The sequence below is a fragment of the Mucilaginibacter sp. A5337 genome (assembly GCF_059690695.1).
This window is the reverse complement of record NZ_JCAWEC010000004.1, coordinates 460,148-477,976: the sequence shown is the minus strand read 5'-3', so window position 1 is coordinate 477,976 and position 17,829 is coordinate 460,148. Positions and strand designations below refer to the sequence as shown.

Below are 17,829 nucleotides of genomic sequence, written 5' to 3'. Positions count from 1 at the left end.
ACTAATTAAATCGCTGTCGGACTGGTACCGGCAGCGGCAGGCATAGCTGTACGTCCCTTAATCCGTCCGGTTTTCATTAAACCATCATAATGGCGCATCAACAAATGACTTTCTATTTGCTGTAGTGTATCCAGTACAACCCCCACCAGGATGATCAGCGATGTACCGCCGAAGAACCTTGCAAATATTGGAGATACACCAACCAAACTGGCCAAAGCCGGGATGATTGCTATAATTGCCAGGAATACTGATCCTGGTAAAGTGATCTTTGAAATTACGCCATCAATAAACTCGGCAGTAGTACGGCCCGGTTTAATACCTGGTATAAAGCCACCGTTTTTCTTCATATCATCAGCCATTTGGTTAGGGTTAACCGTAATAGCAGTATAGAAGTAAGTGAACAGAATAATCAGGATACCAAACAACAGGTTATGCTCCCATGAGTTATAGTTAGCTAAAGCTATCAATATACCATTTGATGATACATTAGGGAAAAACTGCGATACGGTTTGCGGGATAAACATCAATGCCTGAGCAAATATGATTGGCATTACACCGGCAGCATTTACCTTTAAAGGTATATACTGGCGCACGCCGCCATATTGTTTGTTACCCACAATACGCTTAGCGTATTGTACCGAAATTTTACGGGTTCCCTGTACTATCAGTATAGTAAACATTACTACGCCAATAAGCGCCACAATCTCAACAATGAACGCGATCAAACCACCGGCACCGCCATTACGCGAAATGAACTCGGTAGCAAAAGCGCCAGGTAACTGAGCGATAATACCAACCATGATGATCAGTGATATACCGTTACCGATACCTTTATCAGTGATTTTTTCACCTAACCACATTACGAATAATGTGCCTGCAGTTAACACGAAAGTGTTAAGGAAGATAAAGGTGAACGGATCAGCAATAGTCCTTGCATCAGCAGCAACCTGCGATTTAAGGTAACCTATGGCTTGTAAAAAGGTAATACCTATTGTTAGGTAGCGGGTCCATTGGTTTAGCTTGTTGCGTCCGCTTTCACCTTCTTTTTGCAATTTTGTAAAATACGGAACGGCAATACCCAGCAGTTGCACCACAATTGAAGCCGAAATGTAAGGCATAACACCTAACGCGAAAATAGAGGAACGTGAAAACGATCCTCCCGCAAACATATTCAGCAATCCTACTAATCCTTCTGCCTTTTGGGTTGATGCTATCGCAGCGTTAACGCCGGGTAAAACAACGAATGAGCCTACACGATATATTAAAAGAAATAAGAGTGTGTTAGTAATACGCACTCTCAGATCTTCGATTTTCCAGATATTGGATAATGTGGTGAAAAATTTCTTCATCGAAATTATAACTTAACTATGGTACCACCTGCAGCTTCAATAGCTTTTTGAGCTGTAGCAGTAAATGCATGTGCTTTAACTTCTAATTTGGCAGTAAGTTCACCACGGCCCAGGATCTTAACCAGGTCGTTACGTGATGCTAAACCATGCTCTTTCAAAGTATCAAAATCAACACTTGTAAGCGAGAATTTTGTTACTAATTCCTGAAGTACGTCAAGGTTTACACCTGTGTACTCAACACGGTTAGGGTTTTTGAAGCCCACTTTAGGCACACGGCGCTGTAAAGGCATCTGACCGCCTTCAAAGCCTACCTTGGTGCTGGTACCTGAACGTGAACCGGCGCCTTTGTGGCCACGGGTTGACGTACCGCCACGGCCAGAACCTGTACCACGGCCAATTCTTTTTCTATTTTTGGTTGAACCTTCTGCAGGTTTTAAATTACTTAAATTCATGATATTAAATATTTTCAACCGCTACCAGGTGGTTCACTTTCCTAACCATCCCAACTATAGCAGGTGTAGCCTCAACTTCCACACTGTGGTTAATTTTACGCAAGCCTAAAGCCTCGATTGTTTTTTTCTGGCGTTCCGTTCTGTCGATCACGCTCTTAATCTGTGTTATTTTGATCTTAGCCATGACTGATTATCCGTTAAATACTTTACCTAAACTAATTCCGCGTTGTTGTGCTACTGTATTTGCATCACGTAACTGGGCTAATGCCGATACGGTTGCTTTTACCACGTTGTGCGGGTTTGATGAACCTTTTGATTTTGCCAATACGTTGTGTACACCTGCCGACTCTAATACGGCACGCATAGCACCACCTGCAATTACACCGGTACCGTTAGCTGCTGGTTTAATGAAAACAAAACCACCGCTAAATTTACCAATTTGCTCATGAGGTACAGTTCCGTTAATGATTGGAACTTTTACCAGGTTCTTTTTAGCATCATCAATGCCTTTAGCAATAGCTTCAGTTACCTCTTTAGCTTTACCTAAACCGTAACCTACAACACCGTTTTCATCACCTACTACCACAATGGCAGAGAAGCTGAAAGTACGGCCACCTTTGGTTACTTTGGCAACACGCTGTATGCTTACCAAGCGGTCTTTTAATTCGATCTCGCTTGTTTTTACTCTTTTTATGTTGATTGTTGACATTTCTCTTCTCGATTAAAAGTTTAAACCACCTTCACGTGCACCTTCGGCCAATGACTTAACACGGCCATGGTACAGGTAACCGTTCCTGTCGAAAACCACATCTTTAATACCTGCAGCAATAGCTTTTGAAGCTACTAATTTACCTACAGCTACTGATTGATCTGATTTTGTACCTTCAGCGGCAAAATCTTTTGATAAAGATGATGCAGAAACTAAAGTTTTACCGGTTACATCGTCAATGATCTGCGCATAAATACCTTTATTACTTCTAAATACTGACAGGCGGGGACGCTCTGATGACCCTGAAAGGCGTTTTCTGATGCCTTTTTTAATCCTGTCTCTTCTTGATAGTTTAGCTCCCATGACGATTATTTTTTAGATGCTGATTTACCTGCTTTTCTTCTTAAAATCTCGCCCTGGAACTTGATACCTTTACCTTTGTAAGGCTCTGGAGCACGTAATGAACGGATTTTAGCTGCTACCTGACCAATTAACTGTTTGTCAATTGACTCAAGGATGATGGTTGGGTTTTTACCCTTATCAGCAGTGGTTGTAACTTTAATTTCTTGTGGCAATTCAAATACATAGTGGTGAGAGAAACCCAACACTAAATCTAATGTATTGCCGGTATTGGTAGCACGGTAACCTACACCCACTAATTCCTGGGTTACTTTGTAACCTTCGGTTACACCAATTACCATGTTATTTAAAAGCGCGCGGTATAAACCATGTAACGCTTTGTGACGTTTTTGATCAGACGGGCGTTGAACCAGTAACTGACCGTCTTCCTGTGCAATAGTGATATCGCTATCAATTGCCTGCTGCAACTGGCCTTTAGGACCTTTTACGGTAACAACATTATCTGCTGCTACTGTAACGGTTACTCCTTGTGGCAGTGCTATCGGTGCTTTTCCTACTCTTGACATTGCTTAAATTTCTTCGATTAATAAACGTAGCATAAAACCTCACCACCAACATTTTGCTGACGAGCTTCTTTATCAGACATAACGCCTTTAGAAGTTGACAGGATGGCGATACCTAAACCATTTAATACACGTGGCATGTTTTCCATACCTGCGTATTTCCTCAAACCTGGTTTGCTGATGCGCGAAATGCTGCGGATAGCAGAAATTTTAGTTATCGGGTGGTATTTCAAAGCAACTTTGATAGTGCCCTGAGGACCATTTTCCTCAAACTTGTAATTTGCAATGTAACCTTTGTCGAAAAGCACCTTAGTGATTTCCTTCTTCAGATTTGATGCAGGAATTTCAACAACCCGGTGGTTGGCTTTAATAGCATTCCTTACTCTTGTAAGATAATCTGCGATTGGATCTGTATTCATTTTATTGTGTTATGACGGTGGTTTCCTTCCCGTAACATCCGGGGCGACCTTCCATCGGTTAATTCATTTTGTATTTGAGATTTCGGATGTTCGATTTCGAATTTATCTAAATCTCAAAAAAATTAAAAATATCGGATTCCGAAATCGAAATTCCGAAATCCGATATTTTTATATCTTCTTACCAGCTTGCTTTTTTTACTCCCGGGATCTTGCCTTCAAGAGCCATTTCACGGAATGTAACACGTGAAATGCCAAACTGACGCATATAACCACGAGGGCGGCCGGTTAATTTGCAACGGTTGTGCAGTTTTACCGGTGATGATGCTTTTGGTAATTTATCTAAAGCAGCGTAATCACCTGCTTCTTTCAAAGCAGCTCTTTTTTCAGCGAATTTAGCTACTAATTTTGCGCGCTTTACTTCACGTGCTTTTACACCTTCTTTAGCCATTGCTATTTTGATTTTTAAATGGTAAACCAAATTGTTTCAACAACTCCAATGCTTCAACATCGTTTGTTGCGGAGGTTACAAAGGTAATATCCATACCTTGGATTTTATTGATTTTATCAATATTTATCTCAGGGAAGATAATTTGCTCAGTAATACCTAATGTATAGTTGCCTCTTCCGTCAAAACCTTTATCGTTAATGCCTTTGAAATCACGGATACGTGGCAGGGCAACAGCGATTAAACGATCCAAAAACTCATACATTGTGTTGTCACGCAGGGTAACACGTACGCCAACCGGCATATTTTTACGCAATTTAAAGTTTGAGATATCTTTTTTAGATTTTGAAGATACTGCTTGCTGACCAGTGATGGTAGTTAACTCGGTGATGGTGTTTTCGATCAATTTCTTGTCGGTAGTTGCACCACCTACACCCTGGTTAATGGCAATTTTCTCCAATTTAGGAACCTGCATTACGCTTTTGTACTGAAATTTATCTTTCAGTGCGGTGCGGATCTCTTCCTTGTATTTTGATTTTAATCTTGGTACGTAAGTCATTACTTAATTTCCTCCCCTGATTTTTTTGCTACCCTTACTAATTTGCCGGCTTCGTTTTTCTGACGGCCAACACGGGTTGTATTACCTGTTTTAGGATCAACCAGCATAAGGTTTGAAATATGTATAGCAGCTTCTTGTTTAACAATTCCGCCGTTAGGGTTAGCAGCATTAGGTTTAGTATGTTTTGATACCATATTGGCACCTTCAACAATAGCCCTGTTCTTATCTACCAAAACCTCAACGATTTTGCCTTGTGATCCTTTTGAATCGCCGGCGATAACTTTAACCAGGTCGCCTTTACGGATCTTTAATTTTACTTTCTTTTCCATGTTACAATACCTCCGGTGCTAATGATACAATTTTCATAAATTGTTTCTCGCGCAGTTCCCTTGCAACAGGGCCAAAGATACGTGTACCTCTTGGCTCGTCCTGGTTGTTTAACAACACAGCTGCGTTATCGTCGAAACGGATATATGAACCGTCTTTTCTGCGGATCTCTTTTTTAGTACGCACAACTACGGCTTTTGATACGGTACCCTTTTTCACGTTACCTGATGGTAAAGCGCTTTTTACGGTAACCACAATTTTATCGCCGATTGATGCATACCTTTTACCGGTACCACCTAATACACGGATCACTAAAACTTCTTTAGCGCCGCTATTGTCGGCTACTGTTAATCTTGATTCCTGTTGTACCATCTTATTTAGCCCTTTCTAAAATTTCAACTAATCGCCAGTTTTTGGTTTTGCTCAGCGGGCGGGTTTCCATGATCAATACTGTATCGCCTACGCCACAGGTATTGTTTTCATCATGAGCCTTGAATTTGGTAGTTTTCTTTACGAATTTACCATAGATAGGGTGTTTCACCTTACGCTCAACGGCCACAACAATAGATTTTTCCATCTTGTTGCTTACTACGAGGCCGGTACGTGTTTTTCTTAAATTTCTTTCCATTTTTACTAATGTTTAAAAAATTAATTCTTTTCAGAAGCGGCCGCCGCTTTACGTTTTGTTAATTCAGTATTTAACTGAGCAATTCCTTTGCGTACTTTGGTTATACGGGACGGGTTCTCAATAGCTGAAACTGCATGAGCAAATTTCAATTTGGTTAGGGTAGCCCTTTCCTCGCTGATTTTAGCAACAATTTCTTCAGTTGATAGGCCCAAAATTTCTGAGTTCTTCATTTTTCTTTGTTATTTGTTGTCTGTTGGCAAGTTTAAACGTTGTATCGTTTTATTAATGATGGGTGAAATTCGGCATCAACTTCACAACATTAAAACTTTACAACTTTTCAACTAACTCCTCAATTTATGCTTCTACGTAATCCCTACGTACAATAAATTTAGTTTGCACTGGTAATTTCTGTGCTGCAAGGCGTAAAGCCTCTTTAGCAACTTCCAAAGGCACACCTTCGGCTTCAAAAATGATCCTTCCGGGGCGTACTACCGCAACCCAGTATTCAGGAGCACCTTTACCTTTACCCATACGTACCTCTGCAGGTTTTTTAGTTACAGGTTTGTCAGGGAATATCCTGATCCAAACCTGTCCTTCACGTTTCATAAAACGTGTTACAGCGATACGTGCAGCCTCGATCTGACGGCTGGTGATCCATGCCGCTTCGAGTGATTTAACACCAAAAGATCCGAATGAAAGTTCAGCACCACGAGTGGCTAAACCTTTCATCCTGCCTTTTTGCATCTTTCTGAACTTCGTTCTTTTTGGCTGTAGCATTTTCTTAAGTATTGAGATTTGAGATCTGAGATTTGAGACTGCTCATCCGCATCTCAATCAAAAACCCCTTATCTTGTTATTTTCTTTTTTTTACTTACAGTTTCAGATGTTTTGAGATACTTTTTCTCATATCTCAAATCTAACATCTCAAATCTGCTTTAATTATCTCTTACCTGGGCCACCTGGGCGGTTTCCACCTTGTCCACCCGGACGGTTTCCACCTGGCCTGTTACCACCACCACGGCGGTCGCCACCTGGTTTCCTGTCGCCACGACGCTCACCGCCGCGCTCGCCGCCTCTTTCGTTACCACGGCCACCAAAGCCTGGCGCACCGCCTTCTGGCCTGCCACCTTTGCCGCTTGCGCTGCTGGTACCGCCAATGTTTGGAGAAAGATCGCGTTTGCCATAAACCTCGCCTTTGCAGATCCAAACTTTAACACCTATTTTACCATAGGTAGTTAATGCTTCTGCCAATGCGTAGTCAATGTCAGCACGGAAAGTGTGCAAAGGAATCCTGCCTTCTTTATATTGCTCGCTACGTGCCATCTCAGCGCCACCTAAGCGGCCTGAAGTCATTACCTTGATACCTTCAGCACCCATACGCATGGTTGCAGCGATTGTGGTTTTCATGGCACGACGGAAAGAGATACGTGCTTCTAATTGTTTTGCAATGCCTTCTGCTACTAATTGTGCATCAAGCTCAGGGCGTTTGATCTCGAAAATGTTGATCTGAACTTCTTTTTTAGTAAGTTTTTTTAACTCTTCTTTGATCTTGTCAACTTCCTGACCGCCTTTACCAATCACAATACCCGGACGGGCAGTGTGGATAGTTACGGTAATGCGTTTTAAAGTACGCTCGATAACTACTTTAGATACACCACCTTTAGCAATACGAGCTGAAAGGTATTTGCGGATTTTTTCGTCCTCAACTAATTTGTCGGAGTAGTTGTTACCACCGAACCAGTTAGAATCCCAACCTCTGATGATTCCTAACCTGTTACCTATTGGATGTGCTTTCTGTCCCATTTCAAATTAATTGTTTTCGTTTTTACTATCCACAACAAGTGTTACGTGGTTTGAGCGTTTGCGGATACGGTATCCCCTTCCTTGCGGAGCTGGGCGTAACCTTTTTAACTGACGGCCACCGCCTACAGATACTTCCTTAACAAAAAGGTTGCTGTCTTCAACACGTTTGCCTTCGTTTTTTGCTTCCCAGTTTTTGATTGCTGATAACAAAAGTTTCTCTACACGAATAGCAGCTTCTTTGTTAGTAAATTTTAATATGTATAACGCTTTCTCAACGTTTTCACCGCGGATCAAATCAACCACCAAACGCATTTTGCGTGGTGAAGTTGGGCAGTCCTGTAACTTAGCAACAGAAGCGCCGCCTACAAGAGCTTTCGCAGCTTCTTTTTGTTGCCTGATCAGTACAGACTTTTTAATTTTTGTTGTTGCTTCCATTGCCTGTTATTTTTTCTTTTCTGCGTGTCCGCGGAATGTACGGGTTGGGGCAAACTCTCCAAGCTTGTGACCAACCATGTTTTCTGTTACGTACACAGGGATAAACTTGTTACCGTTGTGTACAGCGAATGTATGACCAACGAAATCAGGAGAGATCATGGAACGACGTGACCATGTTTTTACAACTGATTTTTTATTTGCATCATTCAGCACCATAACTTTCTTGTCTAAGTTATGATCGATGTAAGGTCCTTTTTTTATTGAACGAGCCATTATTTCTTCCTTCTTTCAATGATGTAACGATCCGATGTTTTCTTCTTGTCACGAGTTTTATAGCCTTTAGCCAATAAACCTTTACGTGAACGTGGATGACCACCTGAGGCACGGCCTTCACCACCACCCATAGGGTGATCTACCGGGTTCATAGCTACACCACGTACCCTTGGCCTGCGACCTAACCAACGGTTACGGCCTGCTTTACCTAACACAGCATTTGCTCTTTCGCCATTTGAAACAGTACCGATAGTTGCCAAGCAAGTTGACAATATCATACGTGTTTCGCCTGAAGGCAATTTGATGATGGCATATTTACCATCACGTGCTGATAACTGAGCATAAGTACCGGCGCTGCGGGCAATTACACCACCCTGGCCAGGGTTTAACTCAATGTTGTGGATAATTGAACCAAGAGGGATATTTTTCAATGGTAAAGTGTTACCAACTTCAGGAGCTGCTGTAGCACCTGCTGTAACTACTGTACCAACTGTTAAGCCTTCCGGAGCAATCATGTATCGTTTCTCACCATCAGCAAAGTGTAGCAGGGCTATACGTGCCGAACGGTTAGGATCGTACTCGATAGTTGCAACTTTTGCCGGGATATCAAACTTGTTACGTTTAAAATCAATTAACCTGTATGCTTGTTTATGACCACCACCTAAGTAGCGCATAGTCATTTTACCGCTGTTGTTACGACCGCCCGATCTTTTGTTTGATGCTACTACCAACGACTTTTCAGGAACGTTTGTTGTAATATCTGAGTTAGATACATCAACTCTGAAGCGGGTACCCGGGGTAACCGGTTTAAATCTCTTTACTGCCATTTCTATAATTATATATTGCTGTAAAAATCAATTACTTCTCCGTCCTTCAACGTAACGATCGCTTTTTTGTAAGTAGCTGAACGGCCTTGAACAGCGCCAGCCTTAGTATTGCGGGTTTTTAGTTTACCGACGTATTTCATGGTGTTCACCGCAGTGATATTTACACCATACATTGCCTCAATGGCATTTTTGATCTGAATTTTGTTAGCCCTGTGATCAACTTTGAAAGCATAACGGTTAAGCTTTTCAGTTAACTGAGTAACTTTTTCAGTAAGTAGGGGTTGTTTTAAAATTTCCATAATTACTTAGCTAATGCTTCCTCCAAAGTTTTAACAGCACCTGTAGTAAGCAATAATTTGCCGGCGTTCAACACATCGTAAGTGTTTAATTGCTCAACAGAAATTACTTTGCTTTTTTTCAGGTTTCTGCTTGATAAATAAACATTGTTATTTTCAGCGCCTGCTACTACTAATAATGTTTTATCATTAGTAACATTCAAATCGGCCTCCAACTTAATGTAGTTTTTAGTTTTGATGCTATCAAAATTAAAATCCTCTAACACTAAAATGTTGTTATCCTTTGCTTTGTATGATAAAGCAGAGTTACGGGCCAGTGATTTAAGCTTTTTGTTTAATTTGAAGCTGTAATCGCGTGGTTGCGGACCGAATACACGGCCACCACCGTTAAATAATGGTGATTTAATACCACCGGCACGGGCACCGCCTGTACCTTTTTGCTTATATAGCTTGCGGGTTGAACCTGCAATCTCATTACGCTGTTTTGATTTGTGTGTACCCTGACGTTGATTAGCAAGATATTGCTTAACATCAAGATAGATAGCGTGATCATTTGGCTCAATACCGAAGATCGATTCAGGAAGCTGCACCTTGGCACCTGTTTCTTTACCTGATACGTTTAATACGTTAACTTCCATCTTATTTATCCACTATTACAAATGAACCCTTAGCTCCAGGGATGGAACCTTTAACTACTAACAGATTCTGCTCAGCGAAAACCTTAACTACTTCAAGGTTTTGTACTTTAACGCGAGCATTTCCGGTTTGACCAGCCATACGCATACCTTTAAATACACGTGAAGGCCATGATGACGCACCCAAAGAACCTGGCGCACGTAAACGGTTATGCTGACCGTGAGTTTGCATACCCACACCGCCAAAACCGTGACGTTTTACCACACCCTGAAAACCCTTACCTTTTGAGGTACCTACCACATCAACAAAATCTCCCGCAGCAAAAATGTCGACAGTAACGGTGTCGCCTAATGTTTTTTGATCTTCGAAAGTTTTGAATTCAACCAATTTACGCTTTGGAGCGGTGTTGGCTTTTTGGAAGTGTCCTTTTAAAGGGGCAGAAGTGTTTTTTTCCTTTTTGTCGCCATACGCTAACTGAACAGCAGCGTATCCGTCTGTATCCACAGACTTAACTTGTGTTACCACGCAAGGGCCAGCTTCGATTACTGTGCAGGGAATATTTTTCCCTGTTTCGTCGAAAATGCTGGTCATTCCTACTTTTTTACCAATAATTCCTGACATTTTTTTAATTGTTTTTGTGCCCATCGAAGCAGTAGGGCTTCGTTCAAGGCATATTTCTCCCCCGAAAGGGACGGCAAAGATAGAAACTTTGTATTAATTATCAAATAGTTAGTACGTTATTTTTTTATAATTTTTGCACCCGTGTTTTAACATATGTTTGAAAGGTATTTGACTAAGCATTAGCTGGTTTAATTTTTTGACTTTTCAGAGCCATTTTGGATGGCATGTTACCGCGCCATCCAATTGGCGGCGTAAAACCGGTGATGGGTTGGGGAAATTTTTAAGGATTGATAAGCTTAACACGGCAATCAACCAAAAAATTGCTGGTATTATCTAATTCAGAAAACCCTGCCTATCTTTACCGCATGAAACCTTATTACTTTACCGTAGCTGCCATGCTCATGGGCCACGTTGTATTTGCCGGCCAGGCCACGCAAACCGACACTACTAAAAAAGCGAAACATTCCGCAGCTTATACATCAATTGAACAGGTACCTGAATTTCCGGGTGGCCTCGCCGCCTTTGGTAATTATATAAGCAAAAACCTGAAATACCCGGAAATAGCGCGTTTGATAGGAATTAATGGCAAGGTTGTTTTATCGTTTATAATTGAAAAAAATGGCGAAGTAAGCACCGTTACGCCCATGAATTGTATTGGCGCCGGTTGCGAGGCTGAAGCTGTTAAAGTTTTGGAACAGAGCCCTAAATGGCTTCCAGGTATACAGAATAGCAAACCTGTGCGGGTGCAGTATACAGTACCTATAACTTTTGTGATACCACAGGGCCGGATTAGTTTTAAAGACCTCCAAAATTCAGATTATGGCTTCATTTTCGATATTAAGGGTAAACTTTATACCGCTGCCGAAGCTCAGGCCATATTGGGCAGCAATTTCCCAAGTACTGACATACAAATTGCCGAGCCTTATTATAACTATGATAAAAATCAGCAATTTACAGTGGCCGGTAAAAAAGAAGTATACCTGATCAGAATGAAAGATAATTAAAGACGGCTAAGGCAGCCGCCTTCAATAAATCCAACGAATTCTGAAGACGTTTCAATTACGTATTTTGCATTAGTTACTTTAAAGGAATCACGGGCATTCCCCCTAACCCTACGCCGCATACCCGCGTTGGCTATGTGCTATAAATGGACTATTTTTCCTCCTTATCGTTAGTAAAACGCCTGTATACTTAATTTAGTCCTTTATCCTGCCCTATTTATTCCCTATACTTATACCCGAAAAACAGGTATGATCTACTTAGAACCACAGGGGGGACTGGCCAACAGGCTACGGGTTATTGCCAATGGCATCTGGCTTAAACGGATGCTCAATACCCAACTGTGCGTTATCTGGAACGAAACACATGAGCTTAACTGCCCCTATCACCTGCTCCTTGAGCCCATTGCCGATTTTACCATTATCCCCAAAACGCGGGTATTTGATTTTGTAACGCGAACCGTTCAGCCCGATAAAAAAAGCCGGTTTAAGGCCAAACTTAAAAACCTGATTGCCCGGGTTGATATCTGCATTACCGATGCAGATTACCCGCTTACAGATGTTTATGAAACAGTACGCCATCATAAACGCATCTATATAAAAACCTGCCAGCGCTTTACCGATAGTGTTGATGAGTTTAAGCTTTTTAAGCCTATTGCCACGCTTAGCCTTAAAATTAATGAACTGTTAAGTACACTTAACCCAACCGGCGTGGGCGTACAGGTTAGACGAACAGATAATGCATTGGCTATAGCTAACAGTCCGCTGGAGCTGTTTACCGCCCGCATGCAGGAACTCCTGGCGGCAGATGATACAACCCGTTTTTTTCTTGCAACAGATGATGTTAATGTTGAACTTGAATTGAAACTAACATTTGGCGACCGGATCATCAGCCCCCCGAAAGACCTGAGCCGCCAAACAGTTGCCGGCATCCAGGCAGCCGTAGTTGATCTGTTTGTACTTGCCGGCACAGGGCGTATCCTGGGTTCGTACTGGAGCTCATTTTCGGAAGTGGCAGCCTGGATGGGCGATATACCTTTGGAAGTAATTAAAAAGGACAGCGTAAACGTGTAAATAAAAGTTACCTTAACCCTGATCTTTGCCAGCCAACTCATCAAGCATTTGCACGGTTTCCTGTTCAGCTTCTGCCTGGCGGGCCTTTTGTTTCAGAGACGGATACAACGCGTATCCGAACAACAGCCCGCTGAGCAAACCGCCTATATGCGCGGCGTTGTCAATACCACCCGACAGACCCGCCAAAAGATTATATCCTACAAAAACAGCAGTATTGATCAAAAATGGCTTTTTAAATTCGGGAGGGAACAAATTGGTAGTAAGCAGTGCCAAAAACACGCCATACATGCCAAATATGGCGCCTGAAGCACCTACGCTAACTGTAGCCGGGTGCCACCAGATACTGGTAATACTGGCTATTATTCCTGTTAACAGGTAAAGTACGGTGTATTTGCCGGTTCCGAGCAAGGGTTCAAGAAAGATGCCTACAAACAGCAAGCCATACATATTAAACAATACATGCATGATGCCGCCATGTAAAAACATATTGGTTAACAGCCGCCAGTATTGTCCGGTTTGCACCGATGGCCTGAAATTGCCGCCCCAGATCAACAAGTCATGGGTGTTGAAATTAATAAAACCCAAACCACTGCAAACCATAATGATAAACAGCAGCAGATTAAGATCAATGATGATAGCCGTACTAAAAAAGCCCTGACGCGGCACTACCAGATCTCTGATTATTTTAAGGCCAAAAGGGTCGGTCGACTTTTGCGGTACCGGTTCAGCATCAACATTTAGTGGCCAGTAAGCTATTATCATCAACAGGATGGCGCAGCAAATACCCAATATACCAAATACCCAAAACAGCTTATTACCATTCCTGGCCGCGAAAGGTTCATTTACCGGCGATAAAATAACAGGATAAGCCCTGGTCAGGCTATCTTTTGTGCGCACTGCAGCAATATAATTGTCCCTCATGCTACTGGGGCCAAGCCTTTCCAGGTAAACAAATTCATTTAAGTTCTTAGCGTCAAAATCTCGCTGGCTTTCATCGGCAAAAGCTTTATATTCTGCCTGTTTTTCTGAATCTGATAACCTGTTGCTAATGGTTTTGCTGTAGCTGGTTGTTAACCACGCAACCGGCGGTGTTATAAAGGCCGGCACCGGCGGGTCAGTAATTTCAGCCAGTATATCTTCAACTTTGTATTGTTTTTTCAGGCTGATCAATAATACGCCATTCTTTCCCTTATCGCCATATATACTAATTGCGGCGTTGCCATGTAAAACATTTACGGTTTCAACTTTATCCGGATCTATCTTTTTTAGCTGTTGTCCTGCAATAGGCTTACCATTAAGCAGCACAAAGGGATTTTTAAAATTACCTTTTGGGTTTAACATTTTGCCGGCAGTGTCTGGCTGGGTAAAAGCACTGTCAAGTACAGGGCTTACGGCATATATGCCCATATCAAAGTTGTTATTGTGTTTGCCGCTTACCTTAAATGTAACTTTAAAGCGCGCAAACCGCTTATCGGTATAAAAATGTTTTACCTCATAATATTTGGTTAGGGGCAAATGGTTTAAACTGCTTATATGATCAAGTACCGTGAGTTTGCCTGTAGCCGATTCCATGTATGTTTGTGCAATAATACAGGGGCCCAGCATGCCTATGTAAGTTATCAACAGGGCAAAACTGAGCGGATCGCTGCGCCTGTTGCTTACCATATTAAGCAGTTTAAGACGCGGCTTCACCCATAATAAGATAATTACCAACGCTATTACCCCCGGACCGGCAATTTCCGTAAACACATCATCGACAACAAAAAGACTAAGCTTTACAAATATGAACCAGTTAAAAAAGGTATAGGCAGTTATAAACAATACCGTAACCGCAACAAAGGGGACAAATATTAATTTGAGTTTGGAAAAAAATTGGTTCATGATAAGGCGCACTGTTATTTTGTAAAGCTAATATATCATATTAGCCGCAATTAACAGCGAGCTTGCCGGTAACCTCATTTTCAATTCATAAACACCGAACTCGTGGGCACCTCATCGGCATGCGAAAACGAACGTGTAAAACCTGCCTTGTAATACTGCAGCTTTTCGATACGGTTTTGCGCCTTCAAGCTTTGATACATGCCCAGCATCGACCAGCCGTTACCTGGATTACGTTCCAGATCTTCGCGGAAAACAGTTTCGGCCTGCGGGTTATAATCGGTTTTGAGCAGGTAGGCCCCCATAAACTGCCGTGCCGGGATAGGCCACTCGGCGGGTTCTGAGTAAATCATGTTATCTTCTGTCTGCACCGCTTTTTTAAAGGCCGCCATACCATCATCAAACTTATTACGGCCAAGCAAAATAGCGCCATCCAATATATTTTCGGCAACGGTTGCCCCATCCAGCGCGGTATTAAAAGGGATATGCCGCTGTTTTAAAGAGGCATCATCAAGCCTGCCACGCAATAAAGCCAGCTGGGCAACGGCCGAATCCTGCCCACCTGTGTACAGAAATGCCAGTCCCCGGGCAAAGTGGTGCAGCACCCGTGCATAAGCCCAGGCAGGGTTAGGGCCAACGCTGTCTTTCAACAACTGATGCCATTTGCCAAGGCGCACCATGGTAAGTACAGGCATCATATACAGGTATTGTGAATAAGTATCGCCCGCCGAAGGTTTTACAGCATTGCGGCAGCGTTGGGCCGCTTCCATCCCCCTCTTGTACATTCCCCCATTAAAGGCGCAAAGTGTTTCAACAGCATAAAAGTGCGAGTTTATTTTGGTGAGCTTTAAGTTTTTTGCCATATCAGCATACACCCCGATACATTTAGCAGCCTTTTCGTTAGCATCAACGCCCTGAAAATATAAACCATTACGCTGGTAAACATGACTGGCCATATGTACCATATGCCCGATACCCGGAAATAAACTTTTTAAAGCCTGCGCGTTGTCCAGGGCAGCGCCCGGGTTACGCGAAGCCTCGGTTAAATGGATATAATAATGCAGCGCAGCCGGATGATCAGGATTTGTAATTAACACACCTTTACACAATGCAACCAGTTCGGCCGTCCAGGGTTTGCCGGTACCATCGGGTGCCCAAAAATCCCAGGGGTGAATGAGCATTACCGCGTCGATGTACAGCATTCTAAGGTCGGCATCGGTGGGATAAGCGTCATTCAGCTTTCTTATGCCCTGGGCATAAGCTTCGTTGTCACTTGCATTAGTGCCTCCTTGTGGATAACGCAGGTTCATCACCGCTATCAGCTTCTTTTCCTTCTCAGAGGCGTTGCCGGCAACAGCGTTCATTTGTTTCAAAACAGCAGGTAAACCGGCAGGTGCAACATAAGGCCCACCAGCATTATAGTAAGGGCCAAGGCTTAATGCCTGTCCCCAATAAGTCATAGCCGCAGCAGGATCAAAGCGCGATGCCTCCCTGAACGAGGCAAATGCCTCCTTCATGTGATAGCTATAATACATGGTTAAACCCTGGTTAAAGTAAAACCGCGCACTATCGTTACCGGCAGTTATAGCGTAACTGTGATGTCCCCAGCCGGGCAGGCGCTGTACAAATTTGCCGTTGCCTGCCGTGTCTGCATTATCTGCTGCACCCGATGAGCACATTACCGGGATTACCGGCTTTATTTTGCCCGATACTTTTAGTTTTTTTCCCTGGAACGCAAACAAATATGTAGCGAACAGCACCACAGGAAACACAAATAACAGCGATACCTTTTTCATGTTCGGCTTTTTTTAAATGAGAAACCGGAATACAATTGGCTGGTTGTGAAAACCTATACTAATATAAGGTATTATAGGCAGGAATGGATGAAAAATTAGGATTAGAGAGGATTGCTTGAGGTAAATAAATTGCCGCTATAATTGAGCGCATTGTGTCAACTGTAAACGATTGCCTAAATTCAGAGCAGACGTTGCATACAAGCCACAAACCGGAAGGCTCACAGTAGCGCGGGCAAATATTAAAACCTTAAGCACTAATATTTTCCTAACTATTTTCGAAAATTAATGAAGTCCAATTTTTTAAGTTAAATTATATATTCTATATTAAGCTTTCAATCCCACAGTTGAATTATCAATGCATAAGAATGAACTGTCATTAACTGAATCTAAAATTATAGCCGATAAGGTTATGAAGGACATTTTCGAACCCGACCGAAGTTACAAGACCACCATTTTCCTTTGCGGGAAAGACGTTGCTGACCGGAGCAGTATAAGGTATAAAATTTCTTATATTTTGAACAATGCCTTCATGTATGCCGGTGATTATGAAATAATCTATCCTGAAGACATTTTTGAAGCATTGTTGTATAAATCATCCTCTGATGACCTGCTTTCACTCGAGAATCTTTTAGCAGACAGCGTAGATGTTGTTGTTGTTATTCCAGAAAGTGCAGGGTCAATTGCAGAATTGGGCGCATTTGCCAATAATGAAAAACTACGTAACAAAATGGTCTGCGTCTTAGATAAAAAATATGAGCGGGATAAAAGCTTCATAAATCAAGGGCCAGTAAAATTGATTAAAAGAGCCAACAATAAGGCTATTGTACATATTAACCCTACACTACTTGATGAGTCCCTTAAACTACCTATAGGGTTCAAATCTTTTACCAGGAATCCTGAATTAGATAAAGTTGTTGCTTCTATTAGAAACGTAAAGAAAGGTGCTGTCAAAACAGGAAAAAAACTCACATTACTTGGTGTCGACCGTTTTTTGCTTCCAGTCATATATTTGTTAGAACCTGTTGGGAAGAAATCTCTCACCTATCTTACAGCAATTGTTACAGACGATGAGCCACATGCTTCAAGTATCACTGAAACAGCTTTAAGTATTTTAGTAAAAAAAAGGTGGGTTCAATCCAGCACTGAGGGATTTTCGCTCACAGATGCCGGGGTTGCATCCTTCTTAAGCTATAGGAGCAGAAAAGGAACCAAAATTACCAATAAAACCAAAGCAATTGATGATTTAAGATTAGAAATACTAAATTTGAAGTACAGGAGCAAAAAAATGAGGGTAACATAAGTTTTTAGACATTTAGCTTGCGTTGCATGCTAAGTAGTGATGCTGTTTCGGCATCCAAGAGTTAAACTTAAGTTTATCTTC

26 protein-coding genes are annotated in these 17,829 nt (G+C 42.1%); 3 read left to right on the top strand and 23 right to left on the bottom strand.

Features of this window, described 5'->3' with window-relative positions; translation table 11 throughout:
* Window positions 1-5 precede the first annotated feature (5 nt).
* The 21 genes from secY to rplC all read right to left on the bottom strand — a co-directional run bounded on the left by secY (window position 6) and on the right by rplC (window position 10,702).
* A complete protein-coding gene (gene secY / locus AC59JO_RS16040) occupies window positions 6-1,349 on the bottom strand; it encodes a preprotein translocase subunit SecY (RefSeq protein WP_497306432.1) in 1,344 nt (447 codons plus the stop codon).
* Window positions 1,350-1,354: 5 nt separating this feature from the next.
* A complete protein-coding gene (gene rplO / locus AC59JO_RS16035) occupies window positions 1,355-1,801 on the bottom strand; it encodes a 50S ribosomal protein L15 (RefSeq protein ID WP_112574508.1) in 447 nt (148 codons plus the stop codon).
* 4 nt (window positions 1,802-1,805) lie between these two features.
* Entirely contained in the window at window positions 1,806-1,985 is a 180-nt protein-coding gene (gene rpmD, locus AC59JO_RS16030; RefSeq protein WP_022833274.1) for a 50S ribosomal protein L30, read from the bottom strand.
* Window positions 1,986-1,991: 6 nt separating this feature from the next.
* A complete protein-coding gene (gene rpsE / locus AC59JO_RS16025; RefSeq protein ID WP_090529238.1) occupies window positions 1,992-2,510 on the bottom strand; it encodes a 30S ribosomal protein S5 in 519 nt (172 codons plus the stop codon).
* 12 nt (window positions 2,511-2,522) lie between these two features.
* Entirely contained in the window at window positions 2,523-2,873 is a 351-nt protein-coding gene (gene rplR, locus AC59JO_RS16020; RefSeq protein ID WP_091215983.1) for a 50S ribosomal protein L18, read from the bottom strand.
* Window positions 2,874-2,878: 5 nt separating this feature from the next.
* A complete protein-coding gene (gene rplF / locus AC59JO_RS16015; protein WP_091215980.1) occupies window positions 2,879-3,436 on the bottom strand; it encodes a 50S ribosomal protein L6 in 558 nt (185 codons plus the stop codon).
* A 17-nt stretch (window positions 3,437-3,453) separates the two neighbouring features.
* Window positions 3,454-3,852, bottom strand: coding sequence for a 30S ribosomal protein S8 (gene rpsH, locus AC59JO_RS16010; RefSeq protein ID WP_091215977.1), 399 nt, complete (start codon window positions 3,850-3,852; stop codon window positions 3,454-3,456).
* Window positions 3,853-4,030: 178 nt separating this feature from the next.
* Window positions 4,031-4,300, bottom strand: coding sequence for a 30S ribosomal protein S14 (rpsN, locus tag AC59JO_RS16005; RefSeq protein ID WP_091215973.1), 270 nt, complete (start codon window positions 4,298-4,300; stop codon window positions 4,031-4,033).
* Complete coding sequence (rplE, locus tag AC59JO_RS16000) at window positions 4,293-4,856, bottom strand: 50S ribosomal protein L5 (protein WP_091215970.1); 564 nt, start codon at window positions 4,854-4,856, stop codon at window positions 4,293-4,295. Before rplE ends, rpsN begins: the two co-directional genes overlap by 8 nt.
* Entirely contained in the window at window positions 4,856-5,185 is a 330-nt protein-coding gene (gene rplX, locus AC59JO_RS15995) for a 50S ribosomal protein L24 (protein ID WP_091215966.1), read from the bottom strand. Before rplX ends, rplE begins: the two co-directional genes overlap by 1 nt.
* Before the next feature lies 1 nt (window position 5,186).
* A complete protein-coding gene (gene rplN / locus AC59JO_RS15990) occupies window positions 5,187-5,555 on the bottom strand; it encodes a 50S ribosomal protein L14 (RefSeq protein ID WP_090529260.1) in 369 nt (122 codons plus the stop codon).
* Between the two features lies 1 nt (window position 5,556).
* A complete protein-coding gene (rpsQ, locus tag AC59JO_RS15985; RefSeq protein ID WP_090529263.1) occupies window positions 5,557-5,811 on the bottom strand; it encodes a 30S ribosomal protein S17 in 255 nt (84 codons plus the stop codon).
* A 20-nt stretch (window positions 5,812-5,831) separates the two neighbouring features.
* Complete coding sequence (rpmC, locus tag AC59JO_RS15980) at window positions 5,832-6,041, bottom strand: 50S ribosomal protein L29 (protein ID WP_090529266.1); 210 nt, start codon at window positions 6,039-6,041, stop codon at window positions 5,832-5,834.
* A gap of 124 nt (window positions 6,042-6,165) precedes the next feature.
* Window positions 6,166-6,588 (bottom strand): 50S ribosomal protein L16, encoded by a 423-nt coding sequence (rplP, locus tag AC59JO_RS15975; protein WP_090529269.1) that lies wholly within the window; start codon window positions 6,586-6,588, stop codon window positions 6,166-6,168.
* Between the two features lie 162 nt (window positions 6,589-6,750).
* The gene (gene rpsC, locus AC59JO_RS15970; RefSeq protein ID WP_091215961.1) at window positions 6,751-7,614 is read right to left on the bottom strand and encodes a 30S ribosomal protein S3; all 864 of its coding nucleotides are present in this window, start codon (window positions 7,612-7,614) and stop codon (window positions 6,751-6,753) included.
* A 6-nt stretch (window positions 7,615-7,620) separates the two neighbouring features.
* Window positions 7,621-8,049 (bottom strand): 50S ribosomal protein L22, encoded by a 429-nt coding sequence (gene rplV, locus AC59JO_RS15965; protein WP_091165379.1) that lies wholly within the window; start codon window positions 8,047-8,049, stop codon window positions 7,621-7,623.
* 6 nt (window positions 8,050-8,055) lie between these two features.
* Entirely contained in the window at window positions 8,056-8,322 is a 267-nt protein-coding gene (gene rpsS, locus AC59JO_RS15960) for a 30S ribosomal protein S19 (protein ID WP_022832979.1), read from the bottom strand.
* Window positions 8,322-9,149 carry a 50S ribosomal protein L2 gene (rplB, locus tag AC59JO_RS15955; RefSeq protein ID WP_413669724.1) on the bottom strand — a complete coding sequence of 276 codons (828 nt, stop codon included), beginning with the start codon at window positions 9,147-9,149 and terminating at the stop codon, window positions 8,322-8,324. Before rplB ends, rpsS begins: the two co-directional genes overlap by 1 nt.
* Before the next feature lie 8 nt (window positions 9,150-9,157).
* Window positions 9,158-9,448 carry a 50S ribosomal protein L23 gene (gene rplW / locus AC59JO_RS15950; protein ID WP_091215952.1) on the bottom strand — a complete coding sequence of 97 codons (291 nt, stop codon included), beginning with the start codon at window positions 9,446-9,448 and terminating at the stop codon, window positions 9,158-9,160.
* Window positions 9,449-9,450: 2 nt separating this feature from the next.
* Window positions 9,451-10,083, bottom strand: a complete 633-nt coding sequence (rplD, locus tag AC59JO_RS15945) for a 50S ribosomal protein L4 (protein WP_274990026.1) — start codon at window positions 10,081-10,083, stop codon at window positions 9,451-9,453.
* Window position 10,084: 1 nt separating this feature from the next.
* Window positions 10,085-10,702, bottom strand: coding sequence for a 50S ribosomal protein L3 (gene rplC, locus AC59JO_RS15940; protein ID WP_413669725.1), 618 nt, complete (start codon window positions 10,700-10,702; stop codon window positions 10,085-10,087).
* Between the two features lie 365 nt (window positions 10,703-11,067).
* Between rplC and AC59JO_RS15935 the strand changes: the two genes are divergently transcribed.
* On the top strand, window positions 11,068-11,706 hold the full coding sequence (locus AC59JO_RS15935) for an energy transducer TonB (RefSeq protein WP_413669726.1): 639 nt from the start codon (window positions 11,068-11,070) through the stop codon (window positions 11,704-11,706).
* A 246-nt stretch (window positions 11,707-11,952) separates the two neighbouring features.
* On the top strand, window positions 11,953-12,774 hold the full coding sequence (locus AC59JO_RS15930) for an O-fucosyltransferase family protein (protein ID WP_497306423.1): 822 nt from the start codon (window positions 11,953-11,955) through the stop codon (window positions 12,772-12,774).
* Window positions 12,775-12,786: 12 nt separating this feature from the next.
* On the opposite strand, the gene AC59JO_RS15925 is transcribed toward AC59JO_RS15930, so the two are convergent.
* Window positions 12,787-14,655, bottom strand: coding sequence for a rhomboid family intramembrane serine protease (locus AC59JO_RS15925; protein WP_497306421.1), 1,869 nt, complete (start codon window positions 14,653-14,655; stop codon window positions 12,787-12,789).
* A gap of 80 nt (window positions 14,656-14,735) precedes the next feature.
* Complete coding sequence (locus AC59JO_RS15920; RefSeq protein ID WP_497306419.1) at window positions 14,736-16,448, bottom strand: hypothetical protein; 1,713 nt, start codon at window positions 16,446-16,448, stop codon at window positions 14,736-14,738.
* A 355-nt stretch (window positions 16,449-16,803) separates the two neighbouring features.
* Here AC59JO_RS15920 and AC59JO_RS15915 point away from each other — a divergent pair, with 355 nt between their 5' ends.
* Window positions 16,804-17,748 carry a retron St85 family effector protein gene (locus AC59JO_RS15915; protein WP_497306417.1) on the top strand — a complete coding sequence of 315 codons (945 nt, stop codon included), beginning with the start codon at window positions 16,804-16,806 and terminating at the stop codon, window positions 17,746-17,748.
* Window positions 17,749-17,829: the final 81 nt, after the last annotated feature.

Coding starts and splice junctions, on each gene's coding strand:
- rplO (WP_112574508.1), bottom strand. CDS start 1,801: ATGAATTTAAGTAATTTAAAACCTGCAGAAGGTTCAACCAAAAATAGA.
- rpmC (WP_090529266.1), bottom strand. CDS start 6,041: ATGAAGAACTCAGAAATTTTGGGCCTATCAACTGAAGAAATTGTTGCT.
- rplP (WP_090529269.1), bottom strand. CDS start 6,588: ATGCTACAGCCAAAAAGAACGAAGTTCAGAAAGATGCAAAAAGGCAGG.
- rpsC (WP_091215961.1), bottom strand. CDS start 7,614: ATGGGACAGAAAGCACATCCAATAGGTAACAGGTTAGGAATCATCAGA.
- rplC (WP_413669725.1), bottom strand. CDS start 10,702: ATGTCAGGAATTATTGGTAAAAAAGTAGGAATGACCAGCATTTTCGAC.
- rplV (WP_091165379.1), bottom strand. CDS start 8,049: ATGGAAGCAACAACAAAAATTAAAAAGTCTGTACTGATCAGGCAACAA.
- rplF (WP_091215980.1), bottom strand. CDS start 3,436: ATGTCAAGAGTAGGAAAAGCACCGATAGCACTGCCACAAGGAGTAACC.
- rplD (WP_274990026.1), bottom strand. CDS start 10,083: ATGGAAGTTAACGTATTAAACGTATCAGGTAAAGAAACAGGTGCCAAG.
- rpsH (WP_091215977.1), bottom strand. CDS start 3,852: ATGAATACAGATCCAATCGCAGATTATCTTACAAGAGTAAGGAATGCT.
- rpsE (WP_090529238.1), bottom strand. CDS start 2,510: ATGTCAACAATCAACATAAAAAGAGTAAAAACAAGCGAGATCGAATTA.
- rplX (WP_091215966.1), bottom strand. CDS start 5,185: ATGGAAAAGAAAGTAAAATTAAAGATCCGTAAAGGCGACCTGGTTAAA.
- AC59JO_RS15930 (WP_497306423.1), top strand. CDS start 11,953: ATGATCTACTTAGAACCACAGGGGGGACTGGCCAACAGGCTACGGGTT.
- rplN (WP_090529260.1), bottom strand. CDS start 5,555: ATGGTACAACAGGAATCAAGATTAACAGTAGCCGACAATAGCGGCGCT.
- secY (WP_497306432.1), bottom strand. CDS start 1,349: ATGAAGAAATTTTTCACCACATTATCCAATATCTGGAAAATCGAAGAT.
- AC59JO_RS15920 (WP_497306419.1), bottom strand. CDS start 16,448: ATGAAAAAGGTATCGCTGTTATTTGTGTTTCCTGTGGTGCTGTTCGCT.
- AC59JO_RS15915 (WP_497306417.1), top strand. CDS start 16,804: ATGCATAAGAATGAACTGTCATTAACTGAATCTAAAATTATAGCCGAT.
- rplE (WP_091215970.1), bottom strand. CDS start 4,856: ATGACTTACGTACCAAGATTAAAATCAAAATACAAGGAAGAGATCCGC.
- AC59JO_RS15925 (WP_497306421.1), bottom strand. CDS start 14,655: ATGAACCAATTTTTTTCCAAACTCAAATTAATATTTGTCCCCTTTGTT.
- rpsQ (WP_090529263.1), bottom strand. CDS start 5,811: ATGGAAAGAAATTTAAGAAAAACACGTACCGGCCTCGTAGTAAGCAAC.
- rplB (WP_413669724.1), bottom strand. CDS start 9,149: ATGGCAGTAAAGAGATTTAAACCGGTTACCCCGGGTACCCGCTTCAGA.
- rpsS (WP_022832979.1), bottom strand. CDS start 8,322: ATGGCTCGTTCAATAAAAAAAGGACCTTACATCGATCATAACTTAGAC.
- rplW (WP_091215952.1), bottom strand. CDS start 9,448: ATGGAAATTTTAAAACAACCCCTACTTACTGAAAAAGTTACTCAGTTA.
- rplR (WP_091215983.1), bottom strand. CDS start 2,873: ATGGGAGCTAAACTATCAAGAAGAGACAGGATTAAAAAAGGCATCAGA.
- AC59JO_RS15935 (WP_413669726.1), top strand. CDS start 11,068: ATGAAACCTTATTACTTTACCGTAGCTGCCATGCTCATGGGCCACGTT.
- rpsN (WP_091215973.1), bottom strand. CDS start 4,300: ATGGCTAAAGAAGGTGTAAAAGCACGTGAAGTAAAGCGCGCAAAATTA.
- rpmD (WP_022833274.1), bottom strand. CDS start 1,985: ATGGCTAAGATCAAAATAACACAGATTAAGAGCGTGATCGACAGAACG.